Origin of the sequence: Streptomyces sp. NPDC048565, assembly GCF_040650935.1 — a bacterium.
Lineage (GTDB): Bacteria > Actinomycetota > Actinomycetes > Streptomycetales > Streptomycetaceae > Streptomyces.
Genome location: NZ_JBEZIH010000011.1, coordinates 183068 through 202035 on the forward strand (window position 1 = coordinate 183068; position 18968 = coordinate 202035).

At 71.0% G+C, this 18968-nt stretch carries 17 protein-coding genes and 2 pseudogenes; 7 read left to right on the forward strand and 12 right to left on the reverse strand.

Features of this window, described 5'->3' with window-relative positions; translation table 11 throughout:
- Positions 1-22: 22 nt before the first annotated feature.
- Positions 23-712 carry a pyridoxamine 5'-phosphate oxidase family protein gene (locus tag AB0C75_RS16145; protein ID WP_362891150.1) on the forward strand — a complete coding sequence of 230 codons (690 nt, stop codon included), beginning with the start codon at positions 23-25 and terminating at the stop codon, positions 710-712.
- A gap of 381 nt (positions 713-1093) precedes the next feature.
- Here the strand turns inward: AB0C75_RS16145 and AB0C75_RS16150 are convergent, their stop codons facing one another.
- Complete coding sequence (locus AB0C75_RS16150) at positions 1094-1678, reverse strand: hypothetical protein (RefSeq protein WP_362891152.1); 585 nt, start codon at positions 1676-1678, stop codon at positions 1094-1096.
- Positions 1679-1980: 302 nt separating this feature from the next.
- Here AB0C75_RS16150 and AB0C75_RS16155 point away from each other — a divergent pair, with 302 nt between their 5' ends.
- Both AB0C75_RS16155 and AB0C75_RS16160 read left to right on the forward strand, forming a co-directional pair.
- Positions 1981-2727 (forward strand): alpha/beta fold hydrolase, encoded by a 747-nt coding sequence (locus AB0C75_RS16155; protein WP_362891154.1) that lies wholly within the window; start codon positions 1981-1983, stop codon positions 2725-2727.
- Positions 2728-2830: 103 nt separating this feature from the next.
- Positions 2831-3790, forward strand: a complete 960-nt coding sequence (locus AB0C75_RS16160; RefSeq protein WP_362891156.1) for an NADP-dependent oxidoreductase — start codon at positions 2831-2833, stop codon at positions 3788-3790.
- Between the two features lie 445 nt (positions 3791-4235).
- Here the strand turns inward: AB0C75_RS16160 and AB0C75_RS16165 are convergent.
- From AB0C75_RS16165 to AB0C75_RS16205, 9 genes and pseudogenes are all read right to left on the reverse strand, one after another.
- Positions 4236-4694, reverse strand: a pseudogene (locus tag AB0C75_RS16165) (hydrolase); the annotation flags it as partial.
- A gap of 18 nt (positions 4695-4712) precedes the next feature.
- Entirely contained in the window at positions 4713-5534 is an 822-nt protein-coding gene (locus tag AB0C75_RS16170; protein ID WP_362891157.1) for a DUF1684 domain-containing protein, read from the reverse strand.
- 43 nt (positions 5535-5577) lie between these two features.
- Positions 5578-6102, reverse strand: a complete 525-nt coding sequence (locus AB0C75_RS16175) for a GNAT family N-acetyltransferase (RefSeq protein ID WP_362891159.1) — start codon at positions 6100-6102, stop codon at positions 5578-5580.
- Between the two features lie 80 nt (positions 6103-6182).
- Positions 6183-7175: pseudogene (locus AB0C75_RS16180) on the reverse strand (pyridoxal-phosphate dependent enzyme); the annotation flags it as partial.
- Between the two features lie 37 nt (positions 7176-7212).
- On the reverse strand, positions 7213-8934 hold the full coding sequence (locus AB0C75_RS16185; RefSeq protein WP_362891161.1) for an ABC transporter ATP-binding protein: 1722 nt from the start codon (positions 8932-8934) through the stop codon (positions 7213-7215).
- The gene (locus tag AB0C75_RS16190; protein WP_362891163.1) at positions 8931-9854 is read right to left on the reverse strand and encodes an ABC transporter permease; all 924 of its coding nucleotides are present in this window, start codon (positions 9852-9854) and stop codon (positions 8931-8933) included. The genes AB0C75_RS16185 and AB0C75_RS16190 overlap by 4 nt, the downstream gene beginning before the upstream one ends.
- On the reverse strand, positions 9851-10801 hold the full coding sequence (locus AB0C75_RS16195; protein ID WP_362891165.1) for an ABC transporter permease: 951 nt from the start codon (positions 10799-10801) through the stop codon (positions 9851-9853). Before AB0C75_RS16195 ends, AB0C75_RS16190 begins: the two co-directional genes overlap by 4 nt.
- Positions 10798-12414, reverse strand: a complete 1617-nt coding sequence (locus tag AB0C75_RS16200) for an ABC transporter substrate-binding protein (protein WP_362891167.1) — start codon at positions 12412-12414, stop codon at positions 10798-10800. Before AB0C75_RS16200 ends, AB0C75_RS16195 begins: the two co-directional genes overlap by 4 nt.
- Before the next feature lie 116 nt (positions 12415-12530).
- On the reverse strand, positions 12531-12674 hold the full coding sequence (locus AB0C75_RS16205) for a putative leader peptide (RefSeq protein ID WP_362891206.1): 144 nt from the start codon (positions 12672-12674) through the stop codon (positions 12531-12533).
- A gap of 213 nt (positions 12675-12887) precedes the next feature.
- Between AB0C75_RS16205 and AB0C75_RS16210 the strand changes: the two genes are divergently transcribed.
- The 4 genes from AB0C75_RS16210 (at position 12888) to AB0C75_RS16225 (ending at position 16111) form a co-directional block, all read left to right on the forward strand.
- The gene (locus AB0C75_RS16210) at positions 12888-13028 is read left to right on the forward strand and encodes a putative leader peptide (RefSeq protein ID WP_362891169.1); all 141 of its coding nucleotides are present in this window, start codon (positions 12888-12890) and stop codon (positions 13026-13028) included.
- A gap of 204 nt (positions 13029-13232) precedes the next feature.
- Entirely contained in the window at positions 13233-13646 is a 414-nt protein-coding gene (locus tag AB0C75_RS16215) for a hypothetical protein (protein ID WP_362891171.1), read from the forward strand.
- Entirely contained in the window at positions 13639-14742 is a 1104-nt protein-coding gene (locus AB0C75_RS16220) for an LLM class flavin-dependent oxidoreductase (protein ID WP_362891173.1), read from the forward strand. The genes AB0C75_RS16215 and AB0C75_RS16220 overlap by 8 nt, the downstream gene beginning before the upstream one ends.
- 10 nt (positions 14743-14752) lie before the next feature.
- Positions 14753-16111: an NtaA/DmoA family FMN-dependent monooxygenase gene (locus tag AB0C75_RS16225; protein WP_362891175.1), complete on the forward strand. Its 1359-nt coding sequence runs from the start codon at positions 14753-14755 to the stop codon at positions 16109-16111.
- A gap of 25 nt (positions 16112-16136) precedes the next feature.
- On the opposite strand, the gene AB0C75_RS16230 is transcribed toward AB0C75_RS16225, so the two are convergent.
- Together AB0C75_RS16230 and AB0C75_RS16235 are read right to left on the reverse strand one after the other, a co-directional pair.
- Positions 16137-16934 (reverse strand): integrase, encoded by a 798-nt coding sequence (locus tag AB0C75_RS16230; RefSeq protein ID WP_362891177.1) that lies wholly within the window; start codon positions 16932-16934, stop codon positions 16137-16139.
- A 76-nt stretch (positions 16935-17010) separates the two neighbouring features.
- Positions 17011-18888: a CocE/NonD family hydrolase gene (locus AB0C75_RS16235; RefSeq protein WP_362891179.1), complete on the reverse strand. Its 1878-nt coding sequence runs from the start codon at positions 18886-18888 to the stop codon at positions 17011-17013.
- Positions 18889-18968: the final 80 nt, after the last annotated feature.

Here is an 18968-nt window from a genome sequence, read left to right on the forward strand (position 1 = left end):
GACCGCAGGAAGGTGAAGCGTCATGGCCGACCGATCGCAGAAGGCCCCGCACGGGCCCGGTGCACCGGCAGTGGGCGACATCGGCAGACGTGTGGCGGCGCGGCGCGAGTATCTGGGGCTGTCCCGGAGGGAGCTCGCGCTCCGTACCGCCTCCGCACCCGGATACATCGAGTACGTGGAGACCCAGCCCGGAGCCCACGGGATGGGCTTCATGGTGCGGCTGGCCAATGCGCTCGAGACGACGGTGGACGAGCTCACCGGGGGCACGGTCGGCCTGCCACCGGGTGTGGGCCGGGCGGCCTACCACCCGGAGCTGGTGGAGCTGGACCAGGAGGAGTGCTGGGAACTGCTCGGGACCCACGGTGTGGGGCGCGTGGTGGTCGGCGACGAGCGAGGCCCCGCCGTCTTCCCCGTCAACTACGTCGCGACCCGGAAAGAGGTCGCCTACCGGACCTCACCCGACTCCGGCCCGGTGGAGGCGGCCGGGCACGAGACCGCCTTCGAGGTGGACCACATCGACGACGCCTTCAGCCGGGGATGGAGTGTGCTGATCGTCGGTGAGGCACGGGCCGTCACCGAGCCGGAGGCCGTCCAGCGGCTCGAGACGGCCGCACACACCTCCTCTCCGTGGGCCGGTGGGCAGCGGGATCAATGGATCGTGGTGACACCCGACAGGGTGACGGGGCGGCGCATCGTCGTCCGCGGCCACTGAGCGTGGCCCGCCAGGGAAGACGCATGCCTGCGGCTCAGTCGCAGGGAGCCGGTCCCGGCCCTGCACGAAGCGACCGGCCCCCACGACTCCATCGTCGTGGGTAACCGTGGACGCGGCGGATCCGGCGCGATCATGGTCGGTTCCGTGGGTCTTGAGGTGACGGCGGCCGTTCGGTGCGACACCGATGAGGACTGGCTGGAAGCCGCGGCGCGGCAGGCTCAGATCAGAGGAGCGGGACCGCGCGGCGTTTCCCGGGACGGCCGTCTCCGCGAAGGTGGATACGGGCAGATCCGCGGAATGCCCGGTGATCACCGTGCCCGGCGAGCCGCGCAGGGCGAGGGACAGGGGATGAACGGGAGAGGTTGAATCACGCGTCGGGGTTCAGACACGTCGGCTCCACTGCGGTTCCACCCTGCTCCATTCCGTCTCCCAGCCGGCCGCCCGCCGCCGGTTGCACACCACCCGGATCCCGAGCCCGGTCAGTACGCCGACGCCGATGGTGACGGCCGCGCCGCCCCCGCCCTCCAGCAGCGCGTCCGCCCACACGTCGCTGTCCCCGAGAGGGGCGGAGGTGTGGCGGCCCTGGCTGTCCAGCCAGACCTTCGTGCTCTCCCCGCGCTTGGTCCCCGGGGCGACCAGCGCGTTCCCCCCGGTGGAGTCGCCACCGGGGGAGGAGGCCCAGCGAACCGGCACCGAGACGCGTTCGGAACGCCCCGACTCGTCCGCCCACGGGCCGGACCTGGCGGCGTCGCGCAGGACCACGGCGCGCACGGGGTGCCGGTCCGCGCGCTGTTCGGCGGCGACCGACCGCCCCTCGTCGAGGGCGCCCCAGCCCTGTGCCATGCCGATCGCCGAAGCGCATACGAGAACCAGGGCGCACAGGAGAAGGAACAGCCGTGCCTCGAGGACATCGATTCCCCGGCGCAGCGGATTCGTACGCCACCGTCGGCTCCCGATCGCGGACATGCGCTCACAGCCTTCCAGGCGCTCACGGCCTTCCGGGCCATGCTCCGGCCTCCAGACCATGCTCCGGCCCCGAGGGCGGAGAGGGGGCCTCTGCCTCCGATCCGGCGGCCGGCGCCTCGCTCCTCCCAGTGTCCACGTCCTCGCCGAGACGGCAAAAGGGCCGTTGCGCGCACCGGCGAGGACGAGAAGTCCAGGAGCCCCGGGCGCCGCCGGCGAACGCCGGTGATTTCACCGATGGCGCCGACGCCGCGGGCCCCGACTCTTGTCGGGTCAGGCACCCGCATCCCCGTCAGGAGTGCTCCATGCGTCGTTCGCCCCGCCGGCTACTCGGCTTCCTCGCGGCCGCCACGGTCGCGTTCACCCTGTTCTCCTCGGCCCCGACGGCCGGCGCGGCCCCTGCCGCGGACGCCACGTCAACCTCGGCAGCACGGACCACCGAGGCCGCGGCCCGGCCGCTGTCGACCAGCACGCCGGTCGTCTTCGTCCACGGGTACACCGGCAACGCCTCGAACTGGGTCACCGCGAGAAGCGTCTTCCAGCTCAAGGGCTGGTCCAGCTCCGACCTCTTCGCCTACGAGTACAACTCCTACGGCAACAACATCAGCAACGCCCAGGGCCTGGCCACCTTCGTCGATGACGTGAAGTCCAGGACCGGCGCGAGCAAGGTCGCCATCGTCAACCACTCGATGGGCGGCCTGGTCAGCCAGTACTACCTGAAGGTGCTGGGCGGTGACACCAGCGTCAGCCACCTCGCGTCGATCGCGGGCGCGAACCACGGGACCACGTACGCCGGCGCCTGCCTCGTCTACACGACCTGCCAGCAGATGTACCCGGGCTCCTCGTTCATCTCCCAGATCACCTCGGGTGACGAAACGCCGGGTGACACCAAGTACGCGACGTGGTACTCGGCCTGCGACGGCATCATCCTTCCGTACACCAGCACCCGGCTGGACGGCGCGACGAACAACAACGTCGTCTGCCAGACGCACATCGGGTACCTGGCGGACACCGTCGTGCTGGGCCAGGTCGCGAACTTCGTCGCCTCCTGACCGTCCGTAGACCCGCACCTGCCCCGTTCCCGGCCGTCACGGACGCCGGAAACGGGGCAGGTTCCATGGAATGCCGTGCGGGCGGGGCTGGTTGCACCCCGGTATGAAGAGCATAGGCGTGTACGAATTCGGCGGTCCCGAAGCGCTGCAGGTCCTTGAACTGCCCGCGCCGCATGCAGGTCCCGGCGAGGTACGCATCCGCGTGCGGGCAGCCGCGGTGAACCCGACGGACATCGCGGTGCGGAGCGGTGTGTACGCCGAGCATATGGCGCCGGACAGCCGGCCCCCGTACGTCCCCGGCATGGACGCCGCGGGTGTGATCGATCAGCTCGGCCCCGGGAGCGACGACCGGCTCGCCGTGGGTCAGCGGGTCGTCGCAGTGGTGCTGCCCACCGGCCCGCACGGCGGGGCGTACGCCGAACAGATCGTGGTACCCGCCGCATCGGTGGTTCCGGCCCCCGACGGCGCGGACTTCCCCGCCGCGAGCACCCTGCTGATGAACGCCCTGACCGCCCGTATGGCTCTGGACGCGCTGGCCGTACCGCCCGGCGGAACCGTGGCGGTGACCGGCGCGGCCGGTGCCGTCGGCGGGTACGCGATCGAGCTGGCCAAGGCCGACGGGCTGACGGTCGTCGCGGACGCCGCCCCGAAGGACACCGACCTGGTGCGCGATACGGGCGCCGACCACGTCGTCGAGCGCGGCGCCGGAGTCGCCGCCCGCATCCGCGCGTTGGCCCCCGACGGTGTCGCCGGCCTCGTGGACGGTTCGATACAGACCACCGAAGTCCTGCCCGCCGTCGCCGACGGCGGGGCACTGGCCGAACTGCGGGGCTGGTCAGACTCGTCGGAGCCCCTGTCGGGGCGCGGCATCCGAGTGCATCCGGTGCTGGTGGCCACCGCGCTGACCGACACCGAGCGGCTGCGCACGCTGAGCCGTCAGGCCGAGGAAGGCATCCTGACACTGCGCGTCGCCGAGGTGCTGCCCGCCGACCACGCTGCCGAGGCCCACCGCCGGCTGGAAGCCGGCGGGCTGCGCGGCCGCCTGGTGCTGGACTTCTCCTGACGGTCCCGTGTGCGGCTCCGGTCCGGCGCACCTTCGGACGGCTGTGGCTTCCGCTCGGTAGGGCGACCGTGTGCGCTTCTACGCCGAGACCTCCTACAAAGCTGCACTCGCATGTGTCTCATGCCGTGTCAGCTTCAAGCAGCACCCGGATCCGAGCCGGGAGCACCCCTGCCCGGACTGTGCCCGACCTCTCCTCCGCGCCGGTCATGATTTCGCTCCTCCGCCGAGGCGCGATGCCGGGGCTCGGTCGGTGGTGACGGCGTTGCTCGGCGAAGGACTGCGCTACGAAGGCCGGTCGGCGTGCGGATGCGGCAGGGAGCCCGGCTACCGTCCGCGGACGCGCGCCGCACTGCGGGCGCGTGGAGCTCGCCGCAGCGCGGGACGGACTGCCACTGTCCGAGACGTTGTCCCGACCGGATCCGCACACCCCGGCCGACCGACCGCCTCAGTCGGCATAGACCTCGGCACGGTCGACGCTCACGAAGGACCCCTGGGAGTCGGAGTTGTGCTGACCGGTCACCCGCACGCGGAGGGTGTGGGCCCCGGACTCGAGTCGCGGGCTCCTGTACTGCACGGCCTCCCCGATGCGGAGGGGGCCGTGGAAGTCCACCGTCTGTTCCGCTCCGCCGTCGATACTGATGTCCGCGTAGCCGTTGCCCGTGTCCTTGACGGACAGCAGGACGATACGGGTGCCGGTGAAGGAGAACGAGGCCGAGGCGTCCGTGCTGTCGCTCCAGTGGTCGTCGCCCCAGAAGCACTGGGCCGCGCAGCCCGTGCCGGAGTTCCAGGCGCCGCCGTAGGTCACGCTGCCCGATCCGCTGGAGCGGCCGTCGTCGTTGATCCAGTGATTGCCCGAGCCGGGATCGCCCGAGGGCAGGTCCTGGGTGGCGCCGAGGGCGAGCGGGCTGCCAGCCGGACAGGATCAGGGCTGTCCGCCGCGCTCCAGCGGGATCCTCTCGCCCGTCTCTACCGCGACCGGCAGACGGTTCTCCGCCGGGGGCAGAGGGCAGGTCGCCAGATCGGTGTAGGCACAGGGAAGATTCGCGGCGCGATTGAGGTCGATGCTCACCCGCCCTTCGGCGTCGGGCGGCGCGACCTGGAGGGAGCGGTTCGCCGCATAGGTGGTCACCCCCGACGTCTTGTCCGTGAACAGCACCGTCAGACTGCCGGCGCGCTTGCCGTTGAACGCCGTCAGCCGGTGGACCTCACCGGCCAGTTCGAACTCGACCTGGCCGGGGGAGTCGTACACATGCTCCAGGCCCTCGACCGACGCGCCGACGGTCACCGGGCGCGGCGGATCGAACGGAACGAAGCGGCCGGAACGGATCCACCGGGGGTCGGGCGCGTAAGCGGGGGTCCGGGTGAACGAGGTGCGCAGCGCGTTCTCGGGGTGGCGCGGGCGCAGGATGTCGTGTCCGCCACGCTTGGCGACCTCGATGACCGCGTCCCCGGAGCCGGGGAACAGACTGTCCCGCTCACCGATGATGCCGAAGTCGTGCCGGCCGTGGACCGCGACGCCGTCGACGGTGAGTTCCTCGCCCTCCGCCAGCTCGACCACCACCCCGTCCGGCGTGCTGGACCACGTCCCGGGTGCGTCCTCGAAGCGGGTCGGTTCGGCGCTCAGCCAGTGCAGGCTCGTGATGGCGAGAAACCCGTGCGGTGCGGAGAGCACTTCCTCGTGCTCACGGTGCCACTGCTCCCATTCCTGGACGAAATTGCCCTGGTCGACGTCGTTGACTGTCATCCTCGCTCCTTCAGGTGGTTGCTGGTGGGCCGCCCCGGCCGTGTCACAGGTGCTTGCCGAAGCAGACGCTGAACGGGTCGGTGTCGTAGGGCGGATAGCAGGGGACGCGGTGCCAGCCCTGCCGTTCGTAGAGCCCCATGGCCTCCGGCTGGAGCTTCCCGGTCTGCAGGTGGAGCCGGTCGGCGCCGAGCGCGCGGGCGCTGTTCTCCACGGCGTCGAGCGCCGCGCTCGCAAGGCCCCGCCCGCGGTGCTCGTCGTGCACGTAGACGCGCTTGACCTCGTAGAGGTCCGCACCGTCGCGCCGGCGCAGCAGCCTCAGGGAGGCCGTCGCCAGCGGCCTCGCACCCTTGTACGCGAGCCAGGTGACGGCTATCTCAGCCGCGCTCGGCGGCGCCGGCCGACGGCCCGCACGTTCGGCGTCGAAGGGGGCGTAACGAGGCCGCAGTTCGGTGTCCATCCGGTTGCGCAGGGCCAGCGCGTCGGGGTGGTCCCAGTCGGCGGCAACCCACCGCACGGTGCCCTCGCCCGACGACAGGACGTCCGTGTCGAATGACTGCTCCGCGCTCACCTGGCACCGTCCGTGATCCGGTCGTCCGCCGAGTCTGCGGTCTCCGACGGGCCGGCGGTCCCAGCGGTCTCCGTGGCCCCGGCGGGGTCGTCGTCCTCCAGCAGGCCGAGACCGCGCAGCCAGTCGTCGTCGAAGACCTTGGACAGATAGTTGCGGCCGGAGTCCGGCAGCAGCACCACCACGAGGTCGTCCGGGCCCAGTTCGGCCGCCACCCGCAGGGCGGCCGCAACCGCCGTGCCCGCGGAGCCGCCGACGAGCAGCCCCTCCTCCCGGGCCAGACGCCGGGCGGTCAGCAGGGAGTCGCGGTCACTGATCCGCTCGAACCGGTCCACGACCCCCGGGTCGTAGGACTGCGGCCAGGTGTCGTCCACCGTCTCGGGGTGGCGGAACCGGCCGATGCTCTCCACGTCGTACGGGCTGCCGTCGCCGCCGGAGTAGAGCGAGGCCTCGGGGTCGGCGCCCACGACCGTCACCCGGCCACCGCTCACCTCCCTGAGATACCCGCCGGTCCCGGTGATGGTGCCGCCCGTGCCGATCCCGGACACCAGATGCGTGATGCGCCCGTCGGTCTGCCGCCAGATCTCCGGCCCCGTGGTGCGGTGGTGGGCCAGAGGGTTGGCCGGATTGTCGTACTGGTCGGCCAGCCAGCCGCCCGGTGTCTCGGCGGCCACACGGCCGGCCACGGAGTGCACATGGGAGGGGTCCTCGCGCGGCACATCGCTGGGGCAGACGATGACCTCGGCACCGTAGGCGCGCAGTACGGCGATCTTCTCGGTGCTGCTCTTCTCCGGGATCGCGAAGACACAGCGGTAGCCGCGCTGCGCGGCGACCATGGCCAGGCCGACCCCCGTATTGCCCGATGTGCCCTCGACGATGGTGCCGCCCGGCAGGAGCAGCCCGGCCTCCTCGGCCGCCTCCACCATCGACAGAGCGATACGGTCCTTCACACTGCCGCCCGGATTGACGTACTCCAGTTTGGCGTAGACGGGTACGGACACCGTGCCCGTGACGCGGTTGAGCCGCACCAGCGGCGTGTTGCCGACCACGTCGGTCAGCGATGCGTGGACGTCCAATGCGGTGCTCCTTGCGTCGAGCGGGGCTGTGCGGGATTCAGGTGGCGGCGGCCACCTGCAGGCCGCCGGGGATGGCGGCGAGCAGCTCCTTCGTGTACGGATCGGCAGGCGCCGCGAAGATGTCGTCGGTCGTGCCCGTCTCGACCAGACGACCGTGCCGCATCACCCCCACCCGGTCGGCGATCTGGCGTACCACGGCCAGGTCGTGGGAGATGAAGAGGTAGCTCAGGCCCAGGTCGCGCTGGAGATCCACGAGCAGTTCCAGTATCTGCGACTGCGCGGACACGTCGAGCGCCGACACCGGCTCGTCGCACACGACCAGGTCGGGCTCCAGGGCGAGCGCCCGGGCGATCGCCACCCGCTGCCGCTGGCCGCCGGACAGCTCGGACGGCCTGCGCCGCAGCACGGAGACCGGGAGCGCCACCCGTTCCAGCAGGTCGGACGCCCGCTCCGTGCGTTCCCTGCGGCTGCCGACACCGAACGCCCGCAGCGGCTCGGCGATCACCTCGGCGACGGACTGGCGTGGGTCCAGGGACGCGTACGGGCTCTGGTACACGATCTGCATGCGCCGCCGCAGCCGTCGCAACGCGCCGCCGCGCAGGCCCGTGATGTCCTGTCCGTCGAAGGTGACAGCGCCCTGCGAGGGATCCGCCAGCCGCACCACCAGGCGTGCCGTGGTGGACTTGCCGGAGCCCGACTCCCCGACCAGCGCGAACGTCTCGCCGTGGCCGATGGCGAAGCTGACGTCGTCGACGGCACGCAGCGTCCTGGCCCCACCCGTCCGGCCGGGCAGCGGGAAGTCCTTCACCAGGTTCCGGGCGACGACGAGATCCGTGGCCGCGTCACGCTTGCGCAGATCCTCCCGTGCGCCTCCCGACGGTGCACCGGATGCACCGGGTGCGCCGGATGCACCGGGTGCGCCGGACGGCGCGGTGGCACCCCTGCGCTCGGCCACGAGACGGCCACCCGCCAGGCTCGGTGCTGAGGCCAGCAGTCGCCTGGTGCAGGCGTGCCGCGGGTCGTTCAGCACCTGCTCCGTGGAGCCGGTCTCGACGGCCTCGCCCTGGGACATGACCACGATGCGCTGAGCCCGGTCCGCGGCGACCCCGAGGTCATGGGTGATCAGCAGGACGGCGGTGCCCGACTCCCGGGTGAGGCTCCCGATGTGGTCCAGGATCTGCCGTTGCACCGTGACGTCCAGGGCGCTGGTCGGCTCGTCGGCGATCACCAGCCGGGGCCTGGCGGCCACGGCGATGGCGATCAGCACCCGCTGCCGCATACCGCCGGAGAGCTCGTGAGGATACTGCCTGGCCCGAACCCCGGGGTCGGGCAGACCTGCCTGCCCGAGGATCTCCACAGCGCGCTCCGCCGCGGTGTCCCGGTCGGCGAGCCCGTGGATCAGCAGCACCTCGGCGACCTGGGTCCCGACGCGCTGCACGGGGTTGAGCGACACCATCGGATCCTGCGGGATCAGCCCGATGTCCCGGCCGCGCCGCGCCCGGAGCTCCTTGTCCTTCACCCGGGCCAGATCGACACCGTCGAAGAGGATTTCGCCGCCCTCCAGTGCGCCCCCGGCCGGCATCAGCCCGATGACCGAGTGCGCCGTCGTGCTCTTGCCCGAGCCCGATTCACCGACCACCGCGACGACTTCGCCCGCCCCGACGGTCAGATCGATCCCACGCACGGCCGGCACGATGCCCGAACGAGTGCGGTAGGACACCCGCAGCCCGCGTACGTCGAGCAGTGGTTCGCCGCTCATCGCTTTTCCCTGCCTTCCCCGTCGAGCGCCCGGGAGATCCGGTTGGCGGCCAGCACGGTGGCCGCGATGGTCAGGCCCGGCAGGGTGGTCAGCCACCACGCCGTGGCCAGGTAGTCCCGCCCGCCCGAGACCAGTGAGCCCCATTCGGGTGCCGGCGGGACGGCTCCGTAGCCGAGGAAGCTCAGCGTGGACACCTGCAGGATGACCGCGCCGAAGTCGACGGCGGCGTACACCAGTACAGGACCGGCGGAGTTCGGCAGCACATGACGGAACAGCACCGAGAGGTGGCGGGCTCCGGAGGAGTGTGCCGCCTCCACGTACACCGCGCTGCGCACCCGCAGCACCTCGGAGCGCATGACACGGGCGAAACTCGCCACACTGGCGATGCCCACCGCGATCGCGACCTTGACGGTGCCGAATCCCAGCGCGGTCACCACGGCCAGGGACAGCAGCAGGCCCGGGATCGCCAGCAGGACGTCCACCACGCGCATCAGGATGTCGTCGAGGCGCCCACCGATGAACCCGGCCAGCAGTCCCAGCAGCGATCCCACCACCAGGCCCACGGCCACCGCCACCACGGTCGCCTGGAGCGACAGCGCCGCGCCGTGGACCACCCGGGCGAACAGATCACGGCCCAGCTGGTCGGTGCCGAAGAGATGAGCCGCACCGGGACTCCGAAGCCTGTCGCGTGGCACCCCGGAGAGCGGGTCCTGCGAGGTGAACACCCCGGGGAAGAACGCCGACACGATCACCAGCGTCACCAGCACGACCGACAGCACGAGACCGGGGGAGCGGAGCAGGAACCCGGCCAGGCGCCGTGCGCGTTTCCCTGCCCCCTCGCGGACGGAGCCGTCGGGCGCCGGCGGGCGCGTGCCCTGCGCCGCGCCGGTCAGTGCCCGGGCGGTCATGAGCTCGGTCATCGCGCCACCGCCCCGGCCGTCGTTATCCGTGGATCGAGCAGCGGATAGACGAGGTCGACCGCCAGATTCGCCAGCACGAACACCAGGGCGCCGAACACCACCAGACCCTGCACCACCGGAATGTCCTGGGCGCTCACCGCCGTCGCGGTGATCCGCCCCACCCCGGTCCGGGAGAACACCGTCTCCACGACCACCGAGCCCGCCAGCAGATTGCCGGTCAGTATGCCCAGCACCGTCAGCGGTGGGATGGACGCGTTACGGGCGGCGTGCCGCAGGTGCACACGCCCCCGGCTCGCGCCCTTGGCCAGGGCAGTCTCGACGTAGGGCTCGGCGAGAGTGGTCCGCAGGCTCTTGGCGAAGACCTGGGCGATCACCGCGCCGGTCGGCAGGGACAAGGTGATCACCGGCAGGACCAGGCTGCCGGAGCCCTCGTTGCCGATGGCGGGCAGCAGTCCCCAGCGGAACGAGAAGAACTGCACCAGGACCAGGCCCACCAGGAACGACGGTGCGGAGACGCCGAGTGCCGGCAGCGAGAGCAGCGCCTGTCGCAGCCAGCGCCACCGGGTGTACGTACCGATGAGTGCCACGCCCGCGCCCAGGACCAGCGCGAGCAGAAGGGCCGCCGAGGTGAGTTCCAGAGTGGCCGGCAGGTTCGAGGCGATCAGATGACCGACGTCGTCGCCGCTCTGCACCGAGCTTCCGAAGTCCCCCTGGAGCGCGTGCCAGAGCTGCGTGCCGTACTGCTCGACGACCGGCTTGTCGAACCCGTACGACTTCCTGAGCTCGGCGAGCTGTTCAGGGCCGATGTCGTTGGTCTCACCACCGCCCGCCGCCATGATCGACACCGGGTCGCCGGGCAGCAGGTACAGGACGGCGAAGGACAGGGTGAACGCCGCCCACAGGACGAACACCGACTGCGCCAGCCGTCGTGCCAGATACTTCCTCATGACAGCCACGTGTCGTGGAACTGCAGCCTGGACGAGGCTTCGAAGTCCAGTTCGTGGACCTTCTCGGACAGGCCGAGGACGGTGGTCAGTTCGAATGCCGGGATCTGGTAGGCCTTGTCCAGCACGGTCTTCTGGGCCTGAGCGACGTACGCTCCGCGCTGCGACGGGTCGCTCGCGGCGGCCTGCTGGTCCAGGACGCCGTCGAGCTCACTGTCGGAGAGATGGCCGAAGTTGAGCAGCTGACCGGAGAATCCGGTACGAAGGATGTCGGGGTCCACCCGAGTGGAGTTGCCCCAGGAGAAGTCGTAGTCACCTTTCTGCCGGAGGGAGACGAAGTCCCCGATGGTGGTGGACTGCAGGGTGATGTCGATGCCGACCTTCTTCAGCTGCAGCTGGATCAGCTCCAGGGCGGTCTGGTTGGGGCCGAAGTTGGACGCCCACACGACCTTGAGGGAGAGCTTCTTGCCGTTCTTCGTACGGATGCCGTCCGAGCCGGTCCGCCACCCCGCCTCGTCGAGCAGCTTCGCCGCTCCCGCGGCGTCATGGCCGAGCCGGTCACCCAGGTCGGTGTAGTCGGCGGTGGTGCTCGCGAGCGCACTCGTGGCCGGCTTGTAGCTGCCGCTCAGGACGGTGTCGACGATCTCCTGCCGGTCGACGGCCTTCTGGATCGCCCGGCGGACCTTGATGTCCTTGGTGATGGGCCGGGCCACGTTCGCCGACAGGGCGAACGGCAGCCCTGGGTTCGCCCGGCTCAGCAAGGTGAAACCGGCGCCCTTCAGCCCGTCCTCGTCCTGCGGCGCCACTCCGCCGACCGCGTCGACCTGACCCGACTGCAGGCTGCCCGTGCGCACCCCTGACTCGGGGATCACCTTGAAGGACAGCTTCTCCAGGTAGGCGGGGCCCTTGCGGCTCCACAGCGAGGATCCCCAGTCGTATCCGGAGCGCCGGCGCTCCTCCACCGACTTGTTCGGTGTGTAGTCGGTGAGCGTGAACGGTCCGGAGCCCACCAGGTTGTCCGTGCACCGTTCGTCGGCGGGCAGTTTCACCGTCGACTCGGCGAGCAGCCCGAGTGTGAAGGTGGAAGTGGCCTGCAAGAACTGTGCGTTCGGGGTGGAGAAGGTGACCTCGGCGGTCTGTTCGTCGACGACGGTGGTGCTCTTGTAGCCGTCCAGATAGCTGCTGCCGAGTACCGCCTTCGCACCCAGCTCGATGATGCCGTCGAAGTTGCTCTTCACCGAAGCAGCGTTCACCGGGGTGCCGTCGCTGAAGGTCGCCCCGTCGCGCAGGTGGAAGGTGAAGGTCTTCGCGTCCTTGCTCACCTCCCAGGACTTCGCCAGCCAGGGCACGATCTTCCCCGTCCTGGGGTCCTGGTCGGTCAGTGAGTCCACCAACTGGCGGGCCGGATAGATCGCGTCGTTGTTGCCCGCCTGCTGCGGATCGACGCAGATCGGGTCGGATGCCAGGGCGAAGGTCAGCTGTCCCCCGGAGTGCGGGGCGGAGCCGCCGGCACTGTCGGCGGTGGACGAGGAGCAGGCGGTGGCCGAGAGCGACAGGACGGTGACGGCGGCGAGCGAGGCCAGGGCAGAACGGTGCTGCGGACGTGGTCCGGACATCAGTGTTTCTCCAGAAAAAGGGAGGATGCCGGGGCACGGCGGTTGACCTGCTCGGACAAGGGCGTGAGCAGAGGCAGGCGGGGGCCGTGACGCGGGCCGGTCAGGCAGGGGTGAGGTCAGGCCTGACAGATGGCGCTGGAGACGCGGTGCAGATCGATGTGGCGACGGGCCGCGAGGCGCGGAAGGAAGAATCCCGCGCGGCGCATACCAGCAACGCGGCTCGGGGGCAGGGCCCCGGCGGCAGTCGGCTGGTGCGGCATGAGAAACGCGGTCCTTTCGAACACCTGGCATCCTCCACCAGGGACATTGCCACGCAACGTACCAGCCCGAACACCGGTATGAGAAGAAGGCCTTGGCTGCCCCCCGGCACGCCATTGTTCAACCGTGGGTCAACGGTTAACGTGAGGAGACCACACGCATCAGCGGCCCCCCGTCGAGCCGCTGACCGACCCCACGGCTGTGAGGTGACCGGCATGCAGGCGCGATCCGTCCGCGAGCGCGACGACCGCATGCCGACCCACGCCGGGGTCTTCGGACTCCTGGTCGCCCGTCGTCACGTCGACCTGCTCAGGGTGAGCAGCGCGCTGTGTCCGGGGACGCCCCCGCGCCGCTGAGCGCGTACGTGCTGTTCGCTCCGGGCCTCACCGCGCCCTGAACGCGCGTTTCACGATCACCCGGGCTGCGCTCCCCGCGCGCCTCCTTTCCCTTGTTCCCGTGCCCGGCAGCCGGTGCTTCCGGCATGCCCGCATACCTGACCGAGAGGATCACGGTGCCCAAGAGCACCGCACGCCCCGGCGCGTTCGCCGCACTCCGGGTGCGTGACTACCTGGACCTACTGGAGCACCGGGCTGATCTCCGACACCGGAACCGCCGTCGGATGGCCGGCCGGTCTGCAGTTCGCCCCGGTTCTGCTGTTCGGCCTGTGGGGAGGGGTGCTCGCAGACCGGCACGACCGACGCACCCTGCTGCTGTGGGCCCTCTCCTTCGTCACGGAGCTGGTCGGCGGATCCCTGATCACCGACGCGGCAGGACTGAACCTCCTGTCCCCGAACGCGGCCCGGCTGATCGGCCCAGCGATCGCCGGAGTGCTGATCACCCTGATCGGCACGGCGGGGTGTTCGCGGTCAACTCCGTGTCCTGCGCACCCCAGCTCCGCCGCACAGGCCTGCCGCGCCCCCGCCCACTTTCTTGTCAACGGCTCCACTCCGACCGGAGGTACACCCCATGACTGACCGAGCAGCCGGGCTCGCCGGCCTGCGTATCGCCCTGGAAGCCGACGGCGACGGCGCCCATCCCGCCGCCTGGCGCCACTCGGGACGTCCGCCGGGCGCCGTCCTCGGCCCCCGCGCGCTGCGCGATGTGGTCGCCACCGCCGAGGACGCGGGGTTCGCCCTCGTCACCTTCGCCGACTCGCCCCTGCCACCAGGGGCGGGCCCGGCGGCAGCAGGACGACTGGAGGCCGGGACCCGCGCCTCCTACGTCGCGCCCCTGACCGGCCGGATCGGCCTCGCGCCCACCCTGCACGTGGCCACCACGGAACCGTTCCATCTCGCCACCCAGCTGGCGAGCCTGGACCACGCCTCCCATGGCAGGGCCGGCTGGGTGGTCGGTGCGGCGGCCGGCGAGGACGACCTCGCCACCGTCGGGGGAGCGGCACTCTCCACCGTCGCGCTGGCCCGTGAGACGGCGGACGTCATCGGCGCCGCCCGCGCCCTGTGGGACTCGTGGGAGGACGACGCGGTCATCAAGGACGTGGCGAGCGGCCGGTTCCTGGACTCGCGACGGGTGCATCACATCGACTTCGAAGGCGCGTCCTTCACCGTCAAGGGGCCCTTGATCACCCCGCGTCCGCCGCAGGGCCAGATCGTCGTACTGGTTCCCGACGCGCTGGACGCCGACGCACGCGCCGACGTGGTCCTGGTCGGGCGGCCCGGCGTCGCCGAGGTCGCGGCCCGCGCGGCCACGGCGAGGGAAGCGGGCGCGCCCCTGGTCTTCGCCGAGGTGGAAGTGGTCCTGGACGCCGCGGTCCCGGCCACGGACCGGCTCGCCGAACTGGACGCCGCAGCCGGCCGGCCGGAGTCCGGAAGGCTGCGTCACACCGGCTCCCCGGAGTCGCTGCTGGAGCTGTTGCGCGAGCTGGCCGACTCGGTCGACGGAGTGCGGCTGCATCCGGCCGTACTCGCCGTCGACCTGCCCGTCCTGGCCGAGCGCGTGCTGCCGAGGGTGGCCGGGCCAGGGCCGAACCGCCGGCCAGGCGCCACCCTGCGCGACACGCTCGGCCTTGCCCGTCCCGCGAACCGATTCGCCGCCGCCGCATCGAACACCTGAGGTGAGTGTCATGACCGAACAGAACCCCCGTCCGCAGCTCCACCTAGGTGTGTTCTTCACCGGCGTCGGGCCGCAGCTCATCTGGGCGGATCCGCAAGCGCCCTCGCACACCGCGTTCGAGACGTTCACCGAGATCGTGCAGGTCCTGGAACGAGGCCTGTTCGACGCGTTCTTCCTCGGGGAGGGGCTGAGGGTACGCGAGAACCGCGGCAAGGTCTTCGACCTCGACGTGGCCGGACGGCCCGACGCGATCACGCAGTTGTCCGCGCTCGCCGCCGTGACCGAGCGGATCGGCCTGGTGGCCACCCAGAACACCACCTACAACTACCCGGCCGACCTGGCCCGTCGGCTGGCCAGCCTCGACCTGCTGTCCGAGGGCCGGGCCGGCTGGAACATCGTCACCACGGACAACGCCTGGACCGGAGCCAACTTCCGGCACGGAGGCTGGCTGGAGCACGAACGCCGCTACGAGCGCGCGGGGCAGTTCGTCGATGCGGCCAAGGAGCTGTGGGCGTCCTGGGACCCGGACGCCGTCGCGCCCGAGGGCCGTGACGCCGCGAACTGGGCCAGGCCCGGCTCGATCAGCCCGGTGGAGCGCGACAGCGACCTCGTGGCCCTGCGCGCCACCGCCACCGTGCCGGGCAGCCGGCAGGGCCGCCCGGTGCTGTTCCAGGCCGGGGACTCGGACGGCGGCCGTGAACTCGCCGCGCGCCACGCCGATGTGGTCTTCTCCGCCAACACCGAATACGGCAAGGCTGTGGCCTACGCCGCCGACCTGCGCGACCGGCTTGCCCGCCACGGCCGGACCCCGGACTCGCTGCGGATCCTGCCGGGAGCGAGCGTCGTACTCGGCGACACGGCGGCCGAGGCGGAGGAGAAGGCACGCTGGGTGCGCGGTGAGCAGGTCAACGGACCGCGGGCGATCGCCTTCCTGGAGCAGTACTGGGGCACCGATCTGTCCGCCTACGACCCCGACGGTCCGCTGCCCGACATCGAGCCGAGCGAGAGCGAGCTCGACCCCTCACGCGGCACGATCTCCATCGAACGCCGCAGCGGCAAGGCCGCCCTGATCCGGAAATGGCGGGAACAGGCGGCCGAACGCGGCCTTTCCATACGTGAGTTGGTGCTGGAGGTGTCTCCAGGACACTCGTCGTTCGTCGGGACGCCTTCGGCCATCGCCGACGAGTGGACCCGCTATGTCAGCACCCGCGCCGTCGACGGTTTCAACCTCCTGCCGCACCTGCTTCCGGCCTCCGTCACGGACATCGTCGACAAGCTCGTCCCCGAACTCCAGGAACGGGGCGTCTACCGCACCGCATACACCGGCACCACCCTGCGGGAACACCTGGACCTGCCCCCGGTGGGGTGAGGGCCGGTGTCCCGGTGTACGGGTGTCAGGGCGCGCCGAGGCCGGTGCAGTACGCCACCGTCGCATCGTCCGCCGCCGCGGCGTGGCGCGCCTCCGCCTGCCGGACCCGGCGGATGATTTCGGCGGGCCCGTCCGACGCCAGGACGGTCATGACCTCAGGCCAGTCGCACAGCCGGAACCGGTCCACGATGCCGCTCGCGCCGTTGCTGAGCAGGGCGGCACCGGACAGTGCGGAGACCGGGCAGCTTCCGGTGACCGCCTCGTCCGCGGCCCGCGGGTCGTCCTTGGCCACCCAGAAGCCGCCCGGCCGGTTCCGGTGGGAGCGCAGGTCCCCGAGCACCCGGAGGTAGGTGTCACTGCCCCGGGCTGCGGCGTCGAGGGCGGATTCGTAGGACCGGCTGATGACCACCTCCCGGGGATCGGAGAGGACGAGCGGAGCGTCGTCCGTCCTGTCGAGCACGACGGTCGCGTCGCCGAGGACCGCACACTCGGCGAGGCCGCCGGACACACGCAGGACGGCCACGGCCGCCGACGGGCTGATGACATCGGCGACGTCACAGGTGTCCCGGTGAACGTCCGTCACCTGCTCGATCGCCTCGGCGAGCAGCGTCGGCAGGCTGCGGTCCCGCACGAGTGACAGGAGGCCGAGGAGGCTGCCTCCCAGGCGGGTGGCGTACCAGGCCACCCCGTGCGAACAGGTCCACCCGGAGCCGGGAATGCCCGCGCCGTCGACCAGCACGGCCGCTGTCGGCACCGCGCCCGCGAAGTCCTCGTTCACACGGCCGGGCCGTGCCGCGGACGCGCTCGTCATCGTCACCCGCATGCGATACCGCCGCCTTCCGCCGGTCGGGGCGTCGACCCTACAGCCGACGCCCCGACCGCCGGACACGCGCCGAGGATCAGAGGCGGCCTCCGGGGAGCACGGTGAACGTGGCGGGACCGGCCGGCAGGTCCACCGTGTACTGACTCAGATAGGTGTCCAGATACGGCGAACGGTCTCCCTGGGTGGGGACGTCGTCGGAGGGGTCGTCCAGGGCGAGTCGCAGCTGTGCGCCCTTCACCGTGATCTTCTCGCCGGAAGGCGTGTCGCGCCATGAGCCCGTCCGGATGGACCCGATCTCCACCGCCAGGACATGTCCGGCCGCCAGCTTCCAGTCGGTGGCCTTGAGATCGACGGTGAGCCTGCCGGTGCTCAGCAGCGAGACCTGCTCGTCGAACATCACGGCGCTGCCGTCCGGGGACACGTCGTACAGCTTGAGCATGACGTTGCCCTGTCCCTTCGCGGTCAGGGAGATCCGCGGGGTGCCGGTGATCCGCACGTCCTTCTCGAGTGCCTTGGACCGGACGACGAAGCTCGATGTGACCGCGCCGGTCTGTCGGAGCAGGTCCCCTCCGCCGGCCAGTTTCTCCGGTGCGGCCGGATCGGTCGCGGGCGCGTTCTCCATGTCCCAGTCACCGGAGGCCTTCAGCCGTTCCGGTAGTGCCGTAAGGCCGGACGTGGCCAGTGCGGCGAGCGAGGAGAGGCCGCCGTCGTCCACGTACGAGCCGCCGCCGACGGGGAGGGTGACGGAGCGGTCCACGACCGGCCAGGTCTTCTGGGCCCGCCACGCGCCGGTGGAGTCCTCGACGGAGTAGGCCGGGTGGCCGACCGTGGGCCTGACGCCCTTGAGGTACTGGTCGTAGAAGGAGAGGGTCTCGTCGTACCAGCCCTCGCGTCCCATGGACAGCCGCCCGTCAGCGGTGCGCTCCCCGCCGCGTACGTGCTCCCACTGGCCGACCCAGCCGCGCTCGGGTCCCTTGTGGTTGTCCAGGTACTCCTGCATCTCCTCGGGCTTGGTGTTGTTCTCGATGAACCCCTGGGTCACGAAGAGCGGGGTGTCGGTGCCCTTGGCGGCCTTCGCCAGGTCCCGCGACTTCCAGAACGGATCGCTCCGGTCGGATATCCGGTACCCCGCCGCGTTCTGCGTCAGGCACTCCGGATGAGCCTCCTCGTACCGCGAGTTGGCCAGGTAGTGCGGGTCGTCGTCCGGCAGCTGGCCGAGCGTGGCGATGGAGTTGTAGGCGTTGGCGGTACCTGTGACGTTCGGACGGGGTACGCCGTTGGAGTAGATGTACTGGTACATGTCCCAGACGGGCTCCTGGGCGACGACGGCCTTGAGCGCGCCCTGGTCCAGATTGTTGCCGATGAGGCCCGTCACCGCGTCGTAGGACTTTCCGTACAGGCCGACCGCGCCCGTGGACCAGGGCTGTTTCGCCGCCCAGTCGATGGCCGCCTTCACGTCCGCCTGCTCGCCGGGCCCGGCCCAGTCGAGGCAGCCGGTGGAACCGCCGAAGCCGCGCAGGTCCACCATGACGAAGGCGTAGCCCTGATCGAACAGGTCGGTGCCCTCGATGAAGTCCTGGAAGCGGTCGGAGGGGCCGGTGTGGGTCCATCCTTCGGCGTCCGACTGTCCGGAGTGACCGAAGTACGGGCCGACCGAGAGGATGACGGGCACCTTCGCCTTCTTCGGCAGCGCCTCGGGCAGCAGCACGTCGGCGTGCAGTTCGGTGCCCGAGCGGTCCGAGGACGGGAAATAGTGCTGCGTCCAGAGGGAGCCCTCGGGGACGCGGTCGTTGTCCTGATGTGTGACGGGGCCGGTCGCGGTGGCGACCTGTCCCGCACGGTCCTGCGCCGCGGTGGGCGCGGAGGCGGCCGCTGGGCCGGCGAGTACGCCGGTCAGCGCGAGGGCGGTGACGAGTGCGGAGGCGGCCCATGGGGCCGTACGACGTGCTCTCACATGCTTCTCCCGGCTGGGTGGATACGGGGTGTCGCAGTGGTGCAGGCACGAGCAGCGGACTCCGGGCCGCCGTGAGAAGC